The 15,479-nt window shown below is 71.7% G+C and carries 14 protein-coding genes; 8 read left to right on the top strand and 6 right to left on the bottom strand.

Features of this window, described 5'->3' with window-relative positions; genetic code table 11:
• Positions 1-21: 21 nt before the first annotated feature.
• From ACFW3L_RS12865 to ACFW3L_RS12850, 4 genes are all read right to left on the bottom strand, one after another.
• Entirely contained in the window at positions 22-1,503 is a 1,482-nt protein-coding gene (locus ACFW3L_RS12865) for a hypothetical protein (protein ID WP_378739611.1), read from the bottom strand.
• 386 nt (positions 1,504-1,889) lie between these two features.
• The gene (locus ACFW3L_RS12860) at positions 1,890-2,234 is read right to left on the bottom strand and encodes a hypothetical protein (RefSeq protein ID WP_378739609.1); all 345 of its coding nucleotides are present in this window, start codon (positions 2,232-2,234) and stop codon (positions 1,890-1,892) included.
• 470 nt (positions 2,235-2,704) lie between these two features.
• Complete coding sequence (locus tag ACFW3L_RS12855; protein WP_378739607.1) at positions 2,705-3,544, bottom strand: hypothetical protein; 840 nt, start codon at positions 3,542-3,544, stop codon at positions 2,705-2,707.
• A 115-nt stretch (positions 3,545-3,659) separates the two neighbouring features.
• On the bottom strand, positions 3,660-4,661 hold the full coding sequence (locus tag ACFW3L_RS12850) for a YihY/virulence factor BrkB family protein (protein WP_378739605.1): 1,002 nt from the start codon (positions 4,659-4,661) through the stop codon (positions 3,660-3,662).
• A 117-nt stretch (positions 4,662-4,778) separates the two neighbouring features.
• Here ACFW3L_RS12850 and ACFW3L_RS12845 point away from each other — a divergent pair, with 117 nt between their 5' ends.
• The 5 genes from ACFW3L_RS12845 (at position 4,779) to ACFW3L_RS12825 (ending at position 8,506) form a co-directional block, all read left to right on the top strand.
• Positions 4,779-4,868 carry a putative leader peptide gene (locus ACFW3L_RS12845; RefSeq protein ID WP_338042027.1) on the top strand — a complete coding sequence of 30 codons (90 nt, stop codon included), beginning with the start codon at positions 4,779-4,781 and terminating at the stop codon, positions 4,866-4,868.
• A gap of 180 nt (positions 4,869-5,048) precedes the next feature.
• Positions 5,049-6,746 carry a nitrite/sulfite reductase gene (locus ACFW3L_RS12840; RefSeq protein ID WP_378739603.1) on the top strand — a complete coding sequence of 566 codons (1,698 nt, stop codon included), beginning with the start codon at positions 5,049-5,051 and terminating at the stop codon, positions 6,744-6,746.
• 88 nt (positions 6,747-6,834) lie between these two features.
• Positions 6,835-7,041: a hypothetical protein gene (locus ACFW3L_RS12835; RefSeq protein ID WP_378739601.1), complete on the top strand. Its 207-nt coding sequence runs from the start codon at positions 6,835-6,837 to the stop codon at positions 7,039-7,041.
• Positions 7,038-7,739, top strand: a complete 702-nt coding sequence (locus ACFW3L_RS12830; protein ID WP_378739599.1) for a phosphoadenylyl-sulfate reductase — start codon at positions 7,038-7,040, stop codon at positions 7,737-7,739. Before ACFW3L_RS12835 ends, ACFW3L_RS12830 begins: the two co-directional genes overlap by 4 nt.
• Positions 7,736-8,506: a sirohydrochlorin chelatase gene (locus tag ACFW3L_RS12825; protein ID WP_378739597.1), complete on the top strand. Its 771-nt coding sequence runs from the start codon at positions 7,736-7,738 to the stop codon at positions 8,504-8,506. The genes ACFW3L_RS12830 and ACFW3L_RS12825 overlap by 4 nt, the downstream gene beginning before the upstream one ends.
• A 95-nt stretch (positions 8,507-8,601) precedes the next feature.
• Here the strand turns inward: ACFW3L_RS12825 and ACFW3L_RS12820 are convergent, their stop codons facing one another.
• Both ACFW3L_RS12820 and ACFW3L_RS12815 read right to left on the bottom strand, forming a co-directional pair.
• Positions 8,602-9,783, bottom strand: coding sequence for an MFS transporter (locus ACFW3L_RS12820; protein ID WP_378739595.1), 1,182 nt, complete (start codon positions 9,781-9,783; stop codon positions 8,602-8,604).
• A 276-nt stretch (positions 9,784-10,059) separates the two neighbouring features.
• Complete coding sequence (locus ACFW3L_RS12815) at positions 10,060-10,401, bottom strand: DUF5713 family protein (protein WP_378739591.1); 342 nt, start codon at positions 10,399-10,401, stop codon at positions 10,060-10,062.
• A 143-nt stretch (positions 10,402-10,544) separates the two neighbouring features.
• Between ACFW3L_RS12815 and ACFW3L_RS12810 the strand changes: the two genes are divergently transcribed.
• The 3 genes from ACFW3L_RS12810 to glgX all read left to right on the top strand — a co-directional run bounded on the left by ACFW3L_RS12810 (position 10,545) and on the right by glgX (position 15,367).
• Positions 10,545-11,213 carry a pyridoxal 5'-phosphate synthase gene (locus ACFW3L_RS12810; RefSeq protein WP_378739588.1) on the top strand — a complete coding sequence of 223 codons (669 nt, stop codon included), beginning with the start codon at positions 10,545-10,547 and terminating at the stop codon, positions 11,211-11,213.
• Between the two features lie 114 nt (positions 11,214-11,327).
• Entirely contained in the window at positions 11,328-12,959 is a 1,632-nt protein-coding gene (locus ACFW3L_RS12805) for an acyl-CoA dehydrogenase family protein (RefSeq protein WP_378739585.1), read from the top strand.
• Positions 12,960-13,222: 263 nt separating this feature from the next.
• A complete protein-coding gene (glgX, locus tag ACFW3L_RS12800; protein ID WP_378739583.1) occupies positions 13,223-15,367 on the top strand; it encodes a glycogen debranching protein GlgX in 2,145 nt (714 codons plus the stop codon).
• The last annotated feature ends 112 nt before the right edge of the window (positions 15,368-15,479 follow it).

The raw sequence follows: 15,479 nt of genomic DNA, 5'->3' as shown, positions 1-15,479 counted from the left end.
TTTCTTTCGCTTGCTAGTGAACTATTCAGGGGAGATGGCATACAGGCGGCCCTCGTGGACCACCACCGCGCGGTCGCCGAGAAGGCCGCGCGGAGTCTGTGCGTCCTCGTGAACCTCGGTGGGCGTGCCGGTGGCGTCCATGGCCACCCGGCTCCCCTCCAGTTCTCCGAAGACCTGTTCACCGACCGTGATCTCGGGTGCGAAGCCCGGCACGACGGTCGTCTCACCGGTGGCGGGGGAGAACAGCACCGGACCGTAGGCGACCAGTTCGGTGCCGATCGGCCCGGAGAGGTGGCTGACCCCCTCCAGGGCGTCCTCCGCGATCTCCGCCGCGCCGAGCACGGCGCCGTCCTCGCGGTCGTGGAAGGCCAGGATCGAGCCGTCGCCGCCCTGCGCCTCCCAGCGCACGATGACGTACTCGCGCAGGGCGGTGACGACGTTCTCCATGTCACCGGCCCCGTGGGGGCTCTCCGCCCGGACCTCCTCGTCATCCTCGCCGGGCTGCACCCACTGCCAGGGACCGTTGAGCACGGCCGTCAGGGCGCGGCCGTTCGTCGCGAGCATCGGTTCCGAGTTGCCCGGGGCCTCGAACTCCACCAGCTCGCCGTCGATGGGCAGGTACGAGGCGTCCTCGGTGCGTACCAGGACGGAGTCGCCCGCGTACCGGGCGGAGCCGGACTCGGGGAGCGCGACACTGACGGCGCCCTCACCCGAGACGGGCCAGAACCACAGGGTGTCGGCGGTCTCCATCACGATGGCGTCCTCGCCGCCGTACTCGACGAAGCGGGGGGCGCCGAGGCCCGCGCCCGCCTCGAAGGGCAGGTCCACCGACCATTCGCGGGTGCCCTCGGGTCCGAGGAGGTTGAGCTGTTCCCCCGGGTCGATGTAGGCCAGGGAGGCACCGTCACGGCTGATGCCGGGCTGGGTCTCCGGGGCCAGTTCCTCACTGAAGTCGACCGTGCCCGCGTAACCCGGCGGGGGCGGGAACTCCAGGGGGACTCCCGTGGGGTCGGGCTCCTCGTCCTCGGCGGAGGGCGCGGAACCGCCCAGCATGACGTTGGTGACGACCACACCGCCGCCCAGGACGAGCAGCAGGGCGAGCACGACCGCTCCCCCGATGAGGACCTTGCGGCCCGCGCCGCCCCTGCCCTCCGCCGGGGGTGACGAGTCCTGGTCCGAGGCCGGTCCGGCGGCGGCCCCGCCGGGCGCGGACTGCTGGGACCGGTCCGAGAGCGCCTGGTCCGCCGCCTGCACGACGCCCGAGGGGGTCGCGACCAGGCGCCAGTATCCGTTGGCGTCGCGCGCGTCGACCAGCACCGGCTGCCCGATGTGGGCGGCGTAGCCGGTGGCGACGTCCAGCGCCGCGCGTCGCGTCTCCTTGGGGGCCAGCCCGGTCACCACCTGGCGCTGCCCTTCGATGACGATCTCCGCGCTGCGCTCGTCGGGCGCGATGACGATGACGGCGGTGGGCCGGGGGTGCTCCGGACGGGACGCCCGACTCATGGTGTCTCCGAAGGCATGGGGAACGTGAACCTGTTCGTGTACGGGAGCAGGGGGACGATCAGCGATGACGGTCGGTCGCGGCGTGACGGAGTCCGCCAACGGGGGTCGAACGGCACACGAGTAGTCAATGCTGCACGTGATGATACTGACCGTCTCAGAGGATGTTCACTCCGTTTCGCCATCAAGGAACCGGACACCTGCCCCGTCCCACCCCCGCGTGCTGGCCACCCGACACCACTGACCTGCTGCGACTCGCGCAGGAGGGTGTGGGGGCACGCCTGGGCAACCTACTCACGCTGGAGAGGACACCCCAAATGGCGATCAGGTTCACGCCGAAATTGGCCGGATCCGGCCATGGGGTGGGCGGTTGCCCACGCGCCCGCCGCTCACACGGGAGGCCCGGGCCCACGGGCGGCGGGTGCGCCGACCCTCGCGAGCTCCAGGGCCCGTCGCCCTCCGCTCGCCCAGGGGTTGGGCCAGTAGCGCAGCTCGACGTGCGCCTCCTCCCCCGGGCGCAGGTCGACCTCCAGCGGCGCCGAGCGTTGCAGGGAGATGAGCGCGCGGACCCGGTGCCGCCCCGGGGGCAGGACGACCGTCGCCCGCTGACCCGCCGACAGGCTCAGGACGTTCTCGCCGTCCACCTGAAGCCGGGGGTTCAGCCTGTTCAGTCCGCCCGGGCGCTGTGAGGGGACACCCAGGTGCAGGACCGACCAGCCCGGAGAAGGAACCACGTGCGCGCCCCAGCCGACGATCATCGGCCCCGGCCGGGGCGGGGGGGCGCCCGGCCTCCCGTAGTTGGCAGACGATCGCCAGGACGTACAGGGGGACGGTGAACACGAGGAGGAAACCCACCCCCCAGGAGCCGCGCCAGACGAGGGTGATCACGGTGACCGCCAGGAGCGGAGCGCACAGGAGGTGCGCCACGATCCCGAACAGGAACCGGTGCAGGCCTCCAGCGGCGCGCCGCTCCCGCTCGTCCTCGGCGGGCGAGATCAGGAACGCCATCCGCACCAGGTACACGCTCAGGGCGCCGAGGACGTACCCGACGATGAGCACGAGGGGGAACGGAGGACCCCAGAATCCCAGGTAGAGGGCCAGGACCAGGGAGAGGAGGGTGACCACGAGGAACACGGCGGAGAGTCTCATCGGCCCTCTCCCAGCAGTCGGTGAGTCAGAGAAACGGTCGGTGTCGACGAGGACCTCACGCGGATCCCCCCTCCTTCACACGTTCGGCGCGTTCCCGCGAGAACGCGCGTGTGCTGAGGACCGCGAAGCCGAGGGCGCCCAGCGGGAACAGGCCGAGGGGCCACAGAGACGAGGCGCCGTCCGGGTGGATCAGGTTGGTCACCGTCGGCAGCGCCGCGACCAGAACCATGGGCCAGGCCACCCAGACGAAGACGGCACCACCGTCGGCGCGGGGCTCCTCGGTACCGGCGGTCCGAGCTGGCAGGGCGCGGGCGACTCCCAGGAGGATCTGCGTGACCAGCACGGCCACCAGCACGCACAGAACGAGGGAGAAGGAGGGTCCGCCCTGTTTCAGGGCCGTGCTGGTGAGGAGCAAGTGCAGCGTGATGCTCACCAGGGCCGTGGTCAGGGCGGCCGTGCCGAAGCTCCGCGCGGGACGCGTCGCGTACCCTCGGGGCCGGTCGGGACCCGAGCGCCGACGGGCCCGATGGGAGAGGAAGACCAGGACCAACGCCGTCAGGGGCAGTAGGAGGAGCGGCCACAGCCACGGGAGGAGACCCGGTTCGGAGGACACCAGAACCAGGGGACCCAGGGCGAACGGCCACGGTATCCAGACGAGGGCCGCGTGCCACCCCGGTCCCTCCGGGGGTGCGCCGGAGCGCTGGGGCAGGGCCGCGAAGAGCACCACGCACAGGACTACGAGGACCAGGGCGCACAGGGAGAACGGGGATCCCGTACGAAGCGGATGGTCCAAGGTGAGACAAGACCACAGGACGTAGCCGAGCGAGGCGGCCATGATCGAGCCGACCAGCAGGCGTGTGGACGCGTGGTTCGGGGGCCCGGAGGGGGAGGGCACGGGGGGCCTTTCGGGGGGAGGTCCAGGCTCGGGGCGGCGGGTTCGCGGCCTCCCGCTGGACGCGGTACGAAAATACCGAGGATCCCGGCTGGACGGTCATGCTGGCCGCTTGTGGTCAGCGACCGTTGAGGGTGTCGATGACCGCCTGCTCGCGCCGCTGGGCGAGCCGGTCGGCCCTCTCGAAGTGACGGTTGGCGAGCTCCGCTCGGGCGGCGGCGGTGCGCACCGTGGGCCACAGGGCGTCGATCTCGGAATTGAGCGAGGACCCGACCAGGACGGCGATCGCCATGACGTACAGCCACGCCAGGATCGCGATGGGAGCGGACAGCGAACCGTAGATGCTCACCTGCCCGAAGGAGGCGTCCAGGTAGGCGCGCAGGCCCGCCGACCCGGCCAGGAGCACGAGGGTGGCCAGGAGCGCCCCGGGCAGGTGCCGCCAGAGCGGCGTGCGCACGGGCACGCTCAGCGCGTAGAGCAGCGTCACCGCGGCGGTGACGAGCAGACCCACGAGCGGCCAGTAGAACAGGTTGAGGCGGCCCACGGTGAGCGGCAGGAGCTCGTGGACGATGTCGGGCCCGGCCACCATCACCGGCAGCACCAGGACCGCGAACAGCAGCCCGCCCAGGTAGGCGAAGAAGGCGAGCACCCGCTGCCACAGCCAGCCGCGCAGCTCGTCCAGACCGTAGGAGATGGTGATGGAGCGGATGAAGACGTTCATCGCCCGCGAACCCGACCACAGGGACACCACGAAGGTCACCGAGAGGACCCCGCCCGGAACGCCACCGAGGAAGTCGTCGACCAGCGGCTCCACCACGCTCTCGACGGTGGCGGGGGTGAGGATGCGCGCCGCCAGGTCCAGCATCCACTCGCGGATCTCCACCACGAGGTCCTCCCCGAACACCATGGCCAGCGGACCCAGGGCGCCCAGGAGGCAGAGCAGCAGCGCGGGGAGGGAGATCAGGGCGAAGAAGGCCGACTCGGCGGCCAGGCCGACCACCCGGTCACGGGAGAGGGCACGGATGGTGCGCAGCACGAGCAGCGTGCCGCTGTGGAAGACGGGATGGCGTCGCAGCCAGGCGTCGGCCATGCGCCACAGGCCCTCCCAGAATCCCACCACAGGGAGAACGTTAGCGCTCCTCGGAGCGGTCGGCACCACGCGGGCATGACGTGACTCACATTCGGGCTCCTGGGGCACACCTGGACAAGCGCCGGACGCCCGTGTCATTCTCGAAACATGAACGCTGTCCTCGACCCCATGCTCCGCGTGCGCCGCCACGTGGACTTCCTTCGGGTCAGCAGCGCCATCTGTTGCAGCGTCGGATAACTCTCGCCGCCTTTTGACGCACCCTCAGGGGTGCGCGCGGCCCCGGCGCTCCTCCTCTTCCTCGAACTCCCACACGGACTTCACCCGTGACACCGTCCACGACGACGTGCGGTGTCCACGGGCCAGTGGTGCGGGCGCCGGGACCGTGAGCACCCCGCGACCCCAACGGAGACACCCGCGATGCCTCCCTCTTCCGCGCAGCCCGGCAAGGCACCCACGTCAGCCCCACCCAAGCGCCGCCGTGGTGAGGGCCAGTGGGCCCTCGGCTACCGCGAACCGCTGAACAAGAACGAGGAGAACAAGAAGAACGACGACGGGCTCAACGTCCGCGATCGGATCATCAACGTCTACGCGAAGGGCGGGTTCGACTCGATCGACCCCGCCGACCTGCGCGGGCGCTTCCGCTGGTTCGGCCTCTACACCCAGCGCGCCCCCGGCATCGACGGCGGCAAGACCGCCGTGCTGGAGCCCGAGGAACTCGACGACCGCTTCTTCATGCTGCGGGTGCGCATCGACGGCGGCCAGCTGTCGGCGGCCCAGCTGCGGGCGGTCGCGGAGATCTCCCGTGACTACGGACGCGACACCGCCGACATCACCGACCGGCAGAACGTCCAGTACCACTGGATCCGGGTCGAGGACGTCCCCGCGATCTGGGAGAAGCTGGAGTCGGTGGGGCTGTCCACCACGGAGGCCTGCGGGGACACCCCGCGCGTGATCCTGGGCTGCCCCCTGGCCGGGGTGGCCGAGGACGAGGTCCTGGATCCCACCGAGCAGATCGAGCAGATCTACGCCGAGCACATCGGGAGCCCGCTCTACTCGAACCTCCCCCGCAAGTTCAAGTCGTCGCTGTCCGGGTGCACCGTGCACTGCGTGAACCACGAGATCAACGACGTGGCCTTCGTGGGCGTGCGCGACGTGTCGGGCGAGGCCGGGTACGACCTGTTCGTCGGCGGCGGGCTGTCCACCAACCCGATGTTCGCCCAGCGGCTCGGCACCTTCGTGCGACCGGACCAGGTGAGCGAGGTGTGGGCCGGGGTCTGCGCGATCTTCCGCGACTACGGCTTCCGCCGCCTGCGCACCCGCGCCCGGATCAAGTTCCTCATCAAGGAGTGGGGCGCGGAGAGGTTCCGCGAGGTCCTGGAGCAGGAGTACCTCGGCTACGCGCTCCCCGACGGCCCGGAGCCCGAGCTAGACCCGGGGGTGCGCCGCGACCACGTGGGCGTGCACCGCCAGCGTGACGGCCGGTTCTACGTGGGCTTCGCGCCCAAGGTGGGCCGGGTCTCGGGCACCTCGCTGCTGCGGGTCGCGGAGATCGCGGAGGAGCACGGGTCGGACCGCGTCCGCACCACCGCCGACCAGAAGCTGGTCATCCTCGACATCGAGGAGGAGCGGGTCCCGTCGATCACGGCCGCGTTGGAGTCCGAGGGCTTCCAGGTCAACCCGAGCGTGTTCCGCCGCCAGACCATGGCCTGCACCGGCATCGAGTTCTGCAAGCTGGCGATCGTGGAGACCAAGGACCGCGCCGCGACCCTCATCGACGAACTGGAGAAGCGGCTCCCGGACTTCGAGGAGCCGGTGACCATCAACGTCAACGGCTGCCCGAACTCCTGCGCGCGCATCCAGGTCGCCGACATCGGTCTCAAGGGCCAGCTGGTCATGAACGACCGGGGCGAGCAGGTGGAGGGCTACCAGATCCACCTGGGCGGCGGCATGGGACTGACCCAGGCCTTCGGCAAGAAGATCCGCGGGCTGAAGACCACCGCCGACGACCTCCCCGACTACGTCGAGCGGGTGCTCCGGCGTTTCCGGGAGCAGCGCGGGGACGGCGAGAACTTCGCCGCCTGGGCGGGCCGCGCCGACGACGCGGACCTGAAGTGACGACCTGACCCCGGGTCCGGGCGGTGCTCGCCCGGGCCCGCCCGGCCCCCTGCCCCGGGCCGGGTCCACTGGAAGGAAGAGGTGTGCCGTGTCCGAAAGGGCCGCGCCTTACTACTGCCCCTACTGCGGCGACGAGGACCTGATGCCCGAGGAGGGCGCCGCCGTCAGGGGTGAGGGCTACCCCTGGGCCTGCCTGTCCTGCGCCCGGGTGTTCCGGGTCAAGTACGTGGGCCTGCGCTCCGCCTCGTTCTCCGCGGGCGGGGCCCCCTCCAGACCGACGGAAGGCAACGAATGAACGCCACCATCGCCACGACGGGCGGACCGGAGCTGGCCGCGCGTGCCGCGCGTGAGCTGGAGGAGGCCTCGGCCCCGGAGATCATCGCCTGGGCCGCCGAGACCTTCGGCTCCGAACTCTGCATGACCTCCTCCATGGCGGACGCGCTCATGGTGGACCTCGCGTCCAGGGCCGCTCCCGGGATCGACGTGATCTTCCTCGACACGGGTTACCACTTCCCCGAGACCATCGGCACCCGTGACGCCGTGGCCTCCGTCTACGACATCACCCTGATCAACGTGGAACCGTCCCGGACCGTGGCCGAGCAGGACCTGGTCCTGGGCCCCCGGCTGCACGGTCGTGACCCCGGCATCTGCTGCCACCTGCGCAAGGTGGAACCCCTCCAGCGGGCGTTGGAGCCGTACTCGGCGTGGCTGACGGGGCTGCGCCGTGAGGACTCGGTCACCCGCCGGGACACCCCGGTGGTGCAGTGGGACCGGCGTCGACGGATGACCAAGGTCAATCCGATCGCCCGGTGGACCCAGGAGGAGGTGGACGCCTACATGTCCGAGAACGGGGTGATGGTGAACCCGCTCCAGTACGACGGGTACCCCTCGATCGGCTGCGAGCCGTGCACCCGCCGTGTGGAGCCGGGTGAGGACCCCCGGAGCGGGCGTTGGGCCGGAACCGGCAAGACCGAGTGCGGGATCCACGTATGAGCGCTGACGGGGATGCGGGGCCGCGCGCCCCGATCCCGCTGCTGGCGGTGGCGCACGGGAGCCGGGACCCGAGGTCGGCGGCGGCGGTCTCCGCCGTCTTCGACCGGGTCCGCGCCCTGAGGCCGGGGCTGGACGTGCGCCTGGCCTTCCTCGACCACGTGGAACCCGGGGTCGAGGAGACACTGGACGGCCTCGCCTCCGGCGGCGCCGGTGAGGTCGTGGTCCTGCCCGCGCTGCTGACGGCCGCGTTCCACAGCAAGGTGGACCTGCCGTCGGTCCTCGATCGGGCCCGTGAGCGCGGCCCGTGGCTGCGGATCCACTACTCCGAGACGTTGGGTCCGCATCCGCTGCTGCTGGAGGCGGTGGAGCGGCGCCTGGCGGAGGCCGGTGCGTACGCCGAGCCCGGGACGGCGCTGGTCCTCGCCTCCGCCGGGTCGAGTGACGCGGGGGCCAACGAGGTGATCGGGGCGATGGCCCGCGAGCTGGCCGGACGGGGCCCGTGGACGGAGGTCGTGGCGGCGTACGCCTCGGCGGCCGAGCCGAGCCCGGGCAACGCGGTGCGGGAGCTCCTGGAGCGCGGGCACCGCCGGGTGGCGGTCAGCGGCTACCTGTTGGCGCCCGGGTTCTTCTCCGACCGGGTCCGCGCGCAGTCGACGGCGGCGGGGGCCGCGGTGGTCGCGGACGTCCTCGGGGACGTGCCCGAGCTCGCGCGTGTGGTGCTGGAGCGCTACGACGCCGCGGTCGCGGCCCGGCACGCCCTGGCGTGAGGGTGCGGACGGCGTCGGTGTGAGGGTCGGGCGGCCCGGAGGGCCGCCCGACCCCGGCGCGTCCGGGACGAGTCGGCGGCGCGTCCGGGAGCGGGTCAGACGGCGGCGACCGCCGCGGTGAGCAGGATCGCGGCGGAGAACAGCAGCGCGCCCGGGGCGCCCACCGCGCCCGCGACCCCCGCGGCCGCCGCGGGCACGGCCACCTGGCCCAGCCGGTTGCCCCAGATACGCAGGGCCAGGGCCGCGCCACGGGCCCCCTCCGGGGCCAGGGTGGTGACCTGGGCCATCGTCAGGGGCTGCCCGAGGCCGAGCAGGAACCCGCCCACGACGAGCACCCCCGCCAGGACGGCGAATCCGCCCAGAGGCAGCGCCACCAGGGTCAGCGCGACAGCCGCCACCGAGGTGCTGGTGATGACCAGCGCCCTGCGCGACCAGCGGCGCCGCATCCACGGCAGGGTCAGCCGGGAGAGCAGGGAGGCACCGGCGCGCAGGCTCAGCAGGACCCCGACGAGCATCGGGGACAGCCCCCGGCTCTCGGCGATGAGCGGCAGGTAGGCGGTGAGGATGTCGACGGCGGTGAGCAGCGCGAGGCTCGTGAGCAGGGCCGAGGGCATCCGGCGGCGGCGCAGGAGGTCCCGTGTGGGGACCGGGGGCGCGGCCCTCTGCTCGTCGGTGCGCCGCAGCGGGCTCAGCCGCGCCAGCGGGATCAGCGGAAGGAACCCCAGGGCGGCGACGGCCCCGGCCACCAGCAGCGCGGTGGAGGTGGCGGAGATCAGCTCCGGACCGGAGGAGTCGGAGAGGATGACGCCGGAGATCAGCGGACCGACGAGCTGGCCCAGGGAGGCCGCGGCGGTGAACCAGCCGAAGTCGCGGTCCAGGTGCTCGGGGCGCGAGTAGCGGGCGATGAGGGCCTGGGCGGAGACCATGCACAGCAGGTGACCCACGCCCACGACCGTGCTGGACAGGGCCAGTCCGAGCAGGCCCCCGGAACCGGCCAGGAGGAGGCTGCCGACGGCCAGGACCACCGAGCCCAGTCCCGCGAGCCAGGCGATGCGGCCCGCGCGGTCGGTGAAGCGGCCGAGGGACACCGCGATGACCAGCGGGAGCAGGGCGTAGGCGGCGGTCACCAGCCCGACCTCGACGGCGTCCCCGCCCACGGCGATCGTGCGGTAGGAGATGAGGGGTCGGACGAGGTTGAGCGCGGTGTGGGTGAGGACCACGCTGCCCAGCAGCCCCCAGAGCCATCCGGAGTGTGCCGTCTGTCCCGAGTCCGTCATGCTCCCCCTCGCGGCGTTCCTGGCGCGCACGCCCCGCCGTCCCGTCCCCCCGTGGCGGGTCCTGACCGCCACGACCAGCGCATCGTACCGAGGACGTTCGGTACGAAACCGGGCGGGGTGCCCGACCGGCGGGCCGCCCGGTGCCACCGCGTTCGGGAGAGCCGTGGACACGCCGACCAGGGGGATCAGCGCGGACGCACACCGGTACGACCGCCGACAGGGCCGTCGGTGACCGACCGCGTCCGGAGCGGCCACGCCGCCACGGGGATCCGGCGGTCACCAGTCCCGCGTGGCGATGAGCTCCTCGGGGTCGGCGTCGGTGAAGCCGTAGGCGGTGGCGACCAGCCAGAAGGAACCCCCGATGTCGTCACGGGCCACGGTCTCGATCTCGCTTCCGGCCGCCTCGAACTCCTCCTCCAGGGCGTTGACCTCCTCGGTGGCGGCGTGGGTGAGGGCGTAGAGCGCGGTGAGGTCGGCGGGACCGCGGGCCTCGATGCGTTCGCACAGGGACACCAGCACCTCCCGGCACCGTTCGACGAGGTGGTCCGGGAAGTAGGGGTCGGCCCGCATGTCGGTGAGCAGGACGCTCGGGTCGAGCCGGGTGGTGTCGTGGCCCACGGGGTCTCCAGGGGGTTCGAGGGGGTGAGCGGGTGCCGGTTCCATCCTGGTGGGCGGTGACGACGTTTCGCGGCCCCGGGCGGCCGGGGTTGGGTAGGTTCGGAGTGCTGGACTCCGAGCGGACCGGGTGGACGGGGTGTGCGATGGCGGGACGGGACGGAATCCGGGATCTCCTGCGCGGTCTGCGGGTGTTCGCGGGCCCGCTGGCGAGCTTCGACCCCTCCGCGGCCCCGGACGACCCGGTGGACCTGTTCGTGGCGTGGCTGGGCGAGGCGATCGAGGCCGGGGTGCCCGAGCCGCACGCGATGACCCTGGCGACGGCCGGCGCCGACGGCGCTCCGTCCGCGCGGGTGCTCATCCTCAGGGACCTCACCGACGAGGGATGGTCGTTCGCGACCACCACGACCTCGACCAAGGGCCGGGAGCTCGCCGACAACCCCCGGGCCGCGCTCCTCTTCTTCTGGGGGCTCCAGGGCCGCCAGGTGCGGCTGCGCGGTCCCGTGCACCTGGCCGGAGCAGAGGAGCGCGCCGCCGACTTCACCGCCCGCCCGTTGGAGGGCCGTGTGGCGGGACTGCACGGCCGCCAGAGCCAGCCCCTGGACAGCCTGGAGACCGTCCACGCGACCGCCGAGGAGAGCCGCGTCCGGCTGGAGGCCGACCCCGGCCTGGTGCCGGACGACTGGGGTCTGTACCGGCTCACGCCCACGGAGGTCGAGTTCTGGCAGGCGGACCCGGACCGGCGCCACACCCGCCTGCGGTACCGGCGCGCGGACGTGTCCGCGCCGTGGGAGCGGGGGCTCCTGTGGCCCTGAACGGGCCCGGTCAAGGCGGAGGCGGGTGCGCGACCGAACCGGGTTCGGTCGGGTGTTCCGGGCGGGGATAGGATTCCCGCACCCGTCCACCCCCGAACCCGGATCGGAGCCGGAATGCCCGACACACACGAAGTGTTCAACCAGGCCACTCCGCTCGGTGACTACAGCGCCGCCGACGACCCCGCCCTCCTTGAGGGCCTGCGCCGCGAGGGCGCGGGCTGGGCCGAGGCGGACGTGCGCGAGATCGGCGACGCGGCGGGCTCCGAGCGGGTGCGCGCGTGGGGCGAGTCCGCCAACGCCTACCCTCCGGTCCTGCGCACCCACGACCGCTACGGCCACCGTGTGGACGAGGTCGACTACCAGCCCGCCTACCACGTGCTCATGGACCAGGCCGTGGAGCACGGCCTGCACGCCGCGCCCTGGACGGACACGCGCGAGGGCGCCCACGTGGCCCGCGCCGCCAAGTTCTTCCTGTGGTCGCAGGCGGAGAGCGGCCACGGCTGTCCGATCTCCATGACCTACGCGGCCGTCCCGGCGCTGCGCCACTCCCCCGAACTGGCGGCGGAGTACGAACCCCTGCTCACCGCCCGCACCTACGACTTCGGGCTGCGGGCGCCGCTGACCAAGCGCGGGCTCCTCGCGGGCATGTCGATGACCGAGAAGCAGGGCGGCTCGGACGTCCGCGCCAACACCACCCGCGCCGTGCCCACCCGCGAGGGCCACCACCTGCTCACCGGCCACAAGTGGTTCACCTCCGCCCCCATGAGCGACGTGTTCCTCACCCTGGCGCAGGCCCCCGAGGGGCTGACCTGCTTCCTGGTACCGCGTGTGCTGCCCGACGGCGCCCGGAACCGGATGTTCGTCCAGCGGCTCAAGGACAAGCTCGGCAACAGGTCCAACGCCTCCGCCGAGCTGGAGTACGACGGCGCCGTGGCGTACCCGGTCGGGCAGCCGGGCCGGGGCGTGCCCACCATCATCGAGATGGTCAACAGCACCCGGTTGGACTGCGTGATCGGTTCCGCCTCGGGGATGCGCGCGGCGGTGGTGCAGGCCCTGCACCACGCCGAGACCCGGAGCGTCTTCGGTACTCCGCTGGTGGACCAGCCGCTCATGCGCAACGTCCTGGCCGACCTCGCGCTGGAGTCCGAGGCGGCCACGGCGCTCATGACACGGCTGGCCGGGTCGGTGGACCGCGCGGTGCGGGGTGACGAGGGCGAGGCCGCCTTCCGCCGCCTGGGCGTGGCCGTGGGCAAGTTCTGGGTGACCAAGCGCCAGCCGGTGCACGCGGCCGAGGCCCTGGAGTGCCTGGGCGGCAACGGGTACGTGGAGGAGTCGGGCATGCCCCGTCTCTTCCGGGACTCACCGCTCAACTCCATCTGGGAGGGGTCGGGCAACGTGGCCGCCCTGGACGTGCTGCGTGCCATGGCGAAGGCTCCGGAGTCGGTGGAGGCCTTCCTCGCGGAACTCGAGACGGCGGCCGGTTCCGACGACCACTACGACGCCGCCCTCAAGCGGCTGGGCCAGGTCCTGGGCGATCCGGAGGAGGCCCAGTACCGGGCCCGGGCGGTGGTGGAACTGATGGCCCTGGCCCTCCAGGCGTCGGTGCTGCTGCGCTACGCGCCCACCCCGGTGGCCGAGGCGTTCACCACGTCCCGGCTGGGCGGCGAGTGGGGCCACGTGTTCGGGACGCTGCCCAGGGGCGTGGACACGGAGCTGATCCTGGACCGGGCCCGCCCCCGGCGCTGATCCGGCCGCCGGACTCGCGTCCGACCCGCCGTGACCCGGTGCCGACCCTGGGGTCGGCACCGGGAATGCTCTGGAGCACCCTCCGCAACGCCTTTCCCCCTCCCTTTCCACCCCCGCGCATAAGCCGCAGAAAGTGCAGAACGGGCAGCCGAGAACGAACATCGGCCCAGTTCGGCATACTTCCGCGGCCGAAGCGGAAGAAAGAAGTCGTCACCATCAAAAACGCCCTTACGGGCCCCGAAACCTAGAGACTGACGACGCCTATGGTGGAAGTCTGGCCAGGTAGTTCCTATCCGCTCGGTGCGACCTACGACGGTTCCGGCACCAATTTCTCCCTCTTCTCCGAGGCAGCCGAACAGGTGGACCTGTGCCTGTTCGACGACGACGGAGAGGAGACACGCGTACCCCTGACCGAGTACGACGGTTTCGTCTGGCACGGGTACCTGCCCGGTGTCGGGCCGGGACAGCAGTACGGGTACCGCGTCCACGGCCCGTACGCACCCGACCAGGGGTTGCGCTGCAATCCGAACAAACTGCTCACCGACCCCTACGCGAAGGCGCTCAACGGAGACCTCACCTGGCACGAATCGCTCTTCAGCTACCACTTCGCCGACCCCGACCGCAGGAACACGGCCGACAGCGCGAGATACGTGCCCAAGTGCGTGGTGGTCAGTCCGTTCTTCGACTGGGGCAACGAGACACGACCCAACACCCCGTACCACCAGACGGTGATCTACGAGGCGCACGTACGCGGGCTGACCATGCGCCACCCGGCCATCCCCGAACACCAGCGGGGCACCTACTCGGGGCTGGCCCACCCCGAGGTCATCGACTACCTCACCTCCCTGGGGGTGACCGCCGTCGAACTGATGCCCGTGCACCACTTCGTGCCCGAGCACGCGATGGTGGCCCGGGGGCTGACCAACTACTGGGGCTACAACACCCTGGCCTTCCTGGCCCCGCACAGCGGGTACGCCGCGCGCGGTTCGCGCGGACAGCAGGTGCAGGAGTTCAAGGCGATGGTGAAGTCGCTGCACGAGGCGGGCATCGAGGTGCTGCTCGACGTGGTCTACAACCACACCGCCGAGGGCGACCACATGGGCCCCACCCTGTCCTGGCGGGGCATCGACAACCTGGGCTACTACCGGGTCAGCGACGAGGACCAGCGTTACTACCTCGACTACACGGGCTGCGGGAACAGCCTGAACGTGCGCCACCCGCACTCCCTGCAACTCATCATGGACTCGCTGCGGTACTGGGTCCTGGAGATGCACGTGGACGGGTTCCGCTTCGACCTGGCCTCGGCGCTGGCCCGCGAGTTCCACGACGTGGACCGGCTGAGCACGTTCTTCGACATCGTCCAGCAGGACCCGGTGATCTCCCAGGTCAAACTGATCGCCGAACCCTGGGACGTGGGTCCGGGCGGCTACCAGGTGGGCAACTTCCCGCCGCTGTGGACGGAGTGGAACGGCAAGTACCGCGACACCGTGCGCGACTTCTGGCGCGGTGAACCGGTCAAGGGAGAGCTGGCCTCGCGACTGGCCGGGTCCAGCGACCTGTACCAGGACGACGGGCGCCGTCCGGTGGCCTCGATCAACTTCATCACCTGCCACGACGGTTTCACCCTGGCCGACCTGGTCTCCTACAACGACAAGCACAACGAGGCCAACGGCGAGAACAACCGGGACGGCACCGACGACAACCGCTCCTGGAACCACGGGGTGGAGGGGGCCACCGAGGACCCGGCGATCCTGGCCCTGCGCCGCAGACAGGTCCGCAACCACCTCACCACCCTGTACCTGTCACAGGGGGTGGTGATGCTCTCGCACGGGGACGAGATCGGACGCACCCAGGGTGGCAACAACAACGCCTACTGCCAGGACAACGAGATCGCGTGGATCGACTGGGAGGGCGCGGGACTCACCGGTGAGTACCCCGGCAACGACCTGCTCGCCTACGTGCGCGACCTGGCACGGCTGCGGCGCGAGCACCCCGTCTTCCGGCGTCGCCGGTTCTTCCAGGGCAGCCCGGTGGAGGGAACGAAGGCGGGGTCGAACGGTCTGCCGGACATCTCGTGGCTGCGCCCGGACGGGTCGACCATGGAGGGGGACGACTGGAGGACGGGCGAGCGGGCGCTGGGGGTGTTCCTCAACGGGGACGCCATCACCGAACCCGACGCGCGCGGGCGCCGCATCCGTGACAGCTCCTTCGTGCTGCTGCTCAACAGCGGCCCGGAGGCGGTGGAGTTCAAGCTTCCCGGCACCGAGTACGGCATGGCCTGGGAGACCGTGCTGGACACCGCCGAGCCGGACGTGGAGGGGCGGCCGTTCGTCACGGCGGGCGGACCCCTCCGGGTGATCGACCGCGCCCTGATCCTGCTGCGGCGCGTCTCGCACCGCCACGACTGACCGGTGGCGCCGCGCGGTACGACTCCCCGGGGGCTGGAGGGGCCCGGGGAGCGGCCGCCCGGGGGCCGGGACCCTTGACGGGACCCGGCCCCTACGCCGTCCGCGCGTGCCG

The organism is Nocardiopsis sp. NPDC058789 (assembly GCF_042745575.1).
GTDB lineage: Bacteria > Actinomycetota > Actinomycetes > Streptosporangiales > Streptosporangiaceae > Nocardiopsis > Nocardiopsis eucommiae.
The sequence above is the reverse complement of the archived record's forward strand: the minus strand, read 5'-3'. Positions and strand labels throughout refer to the sequence as shown.

Bases quoted from the DNA above. Each gene is read 5' to 3' on its own strand.
- glgX (WP_378739583.1), top strand. From the start codon at position 13,223: ATGGTGGAAGTCTGGCCAGGTAGTTCCTATCCGCTCGGTGCGACCTAC.
- ACFW3L_RS12840 (WP_378739603.1), top strand. From the start codon at position 5,049: ATGCCTCCCTCTTCCGCGCAGCCCGGCAAGGCACCCACGTCAGCCCCA.
- ACFW3L_RS12825 (WP_378739597.1), top strand. From the start codon at position 7,736: ATGAGCGCTGACGGGGATGCGGGGCCGCGCGCCCCGATCCCGCTGCTG.
- ACFW3L_RS12845 (WP_338042027.1), top strand. From the start codon at position 4,779: ATGAACGCTGTCCTCGACCCCATGCTCCGCGTGCGCCGCCACGTGGAC.
- ACFW3L_RS12810 (WP_378739588.1), top strand. From the start codon at position 10,545: ATGGCGGGACGGGACGGAATCCGGGATCTCCTGCGCGGTCTGCGGGTG.
- ACFW3L_RS12805 (WP_378739585.1), top strand. From the start codon at position 11,328: ATGCCCGACACACACGAAGTGTTCAACCAGGCCACTCCGCTCGGTGAC.
- ACFW3L_RS12830 (WP_378739599.1), top strand. From the start codon at position 7,038: ATGAACGCCACCATCGCCACGACGGGCGGACCGGAGCTGGCCGCGCGT.
- ACFW3L_RS12865 (WP_378739611.1), bottom strand. From the start codon at position 1,503: ATGAGTCGGGCGTCCCGTCCGGAGCACCCCCGGCCCACCGCCGTCATC.
- ACFW3L_RS12820 (WP_378739595.1), bottom strand. From the start codon at position 9,783: ATGACGGACTCGGGACAGACGGCACACTCCGGATGGCTCTGGGGGCTG.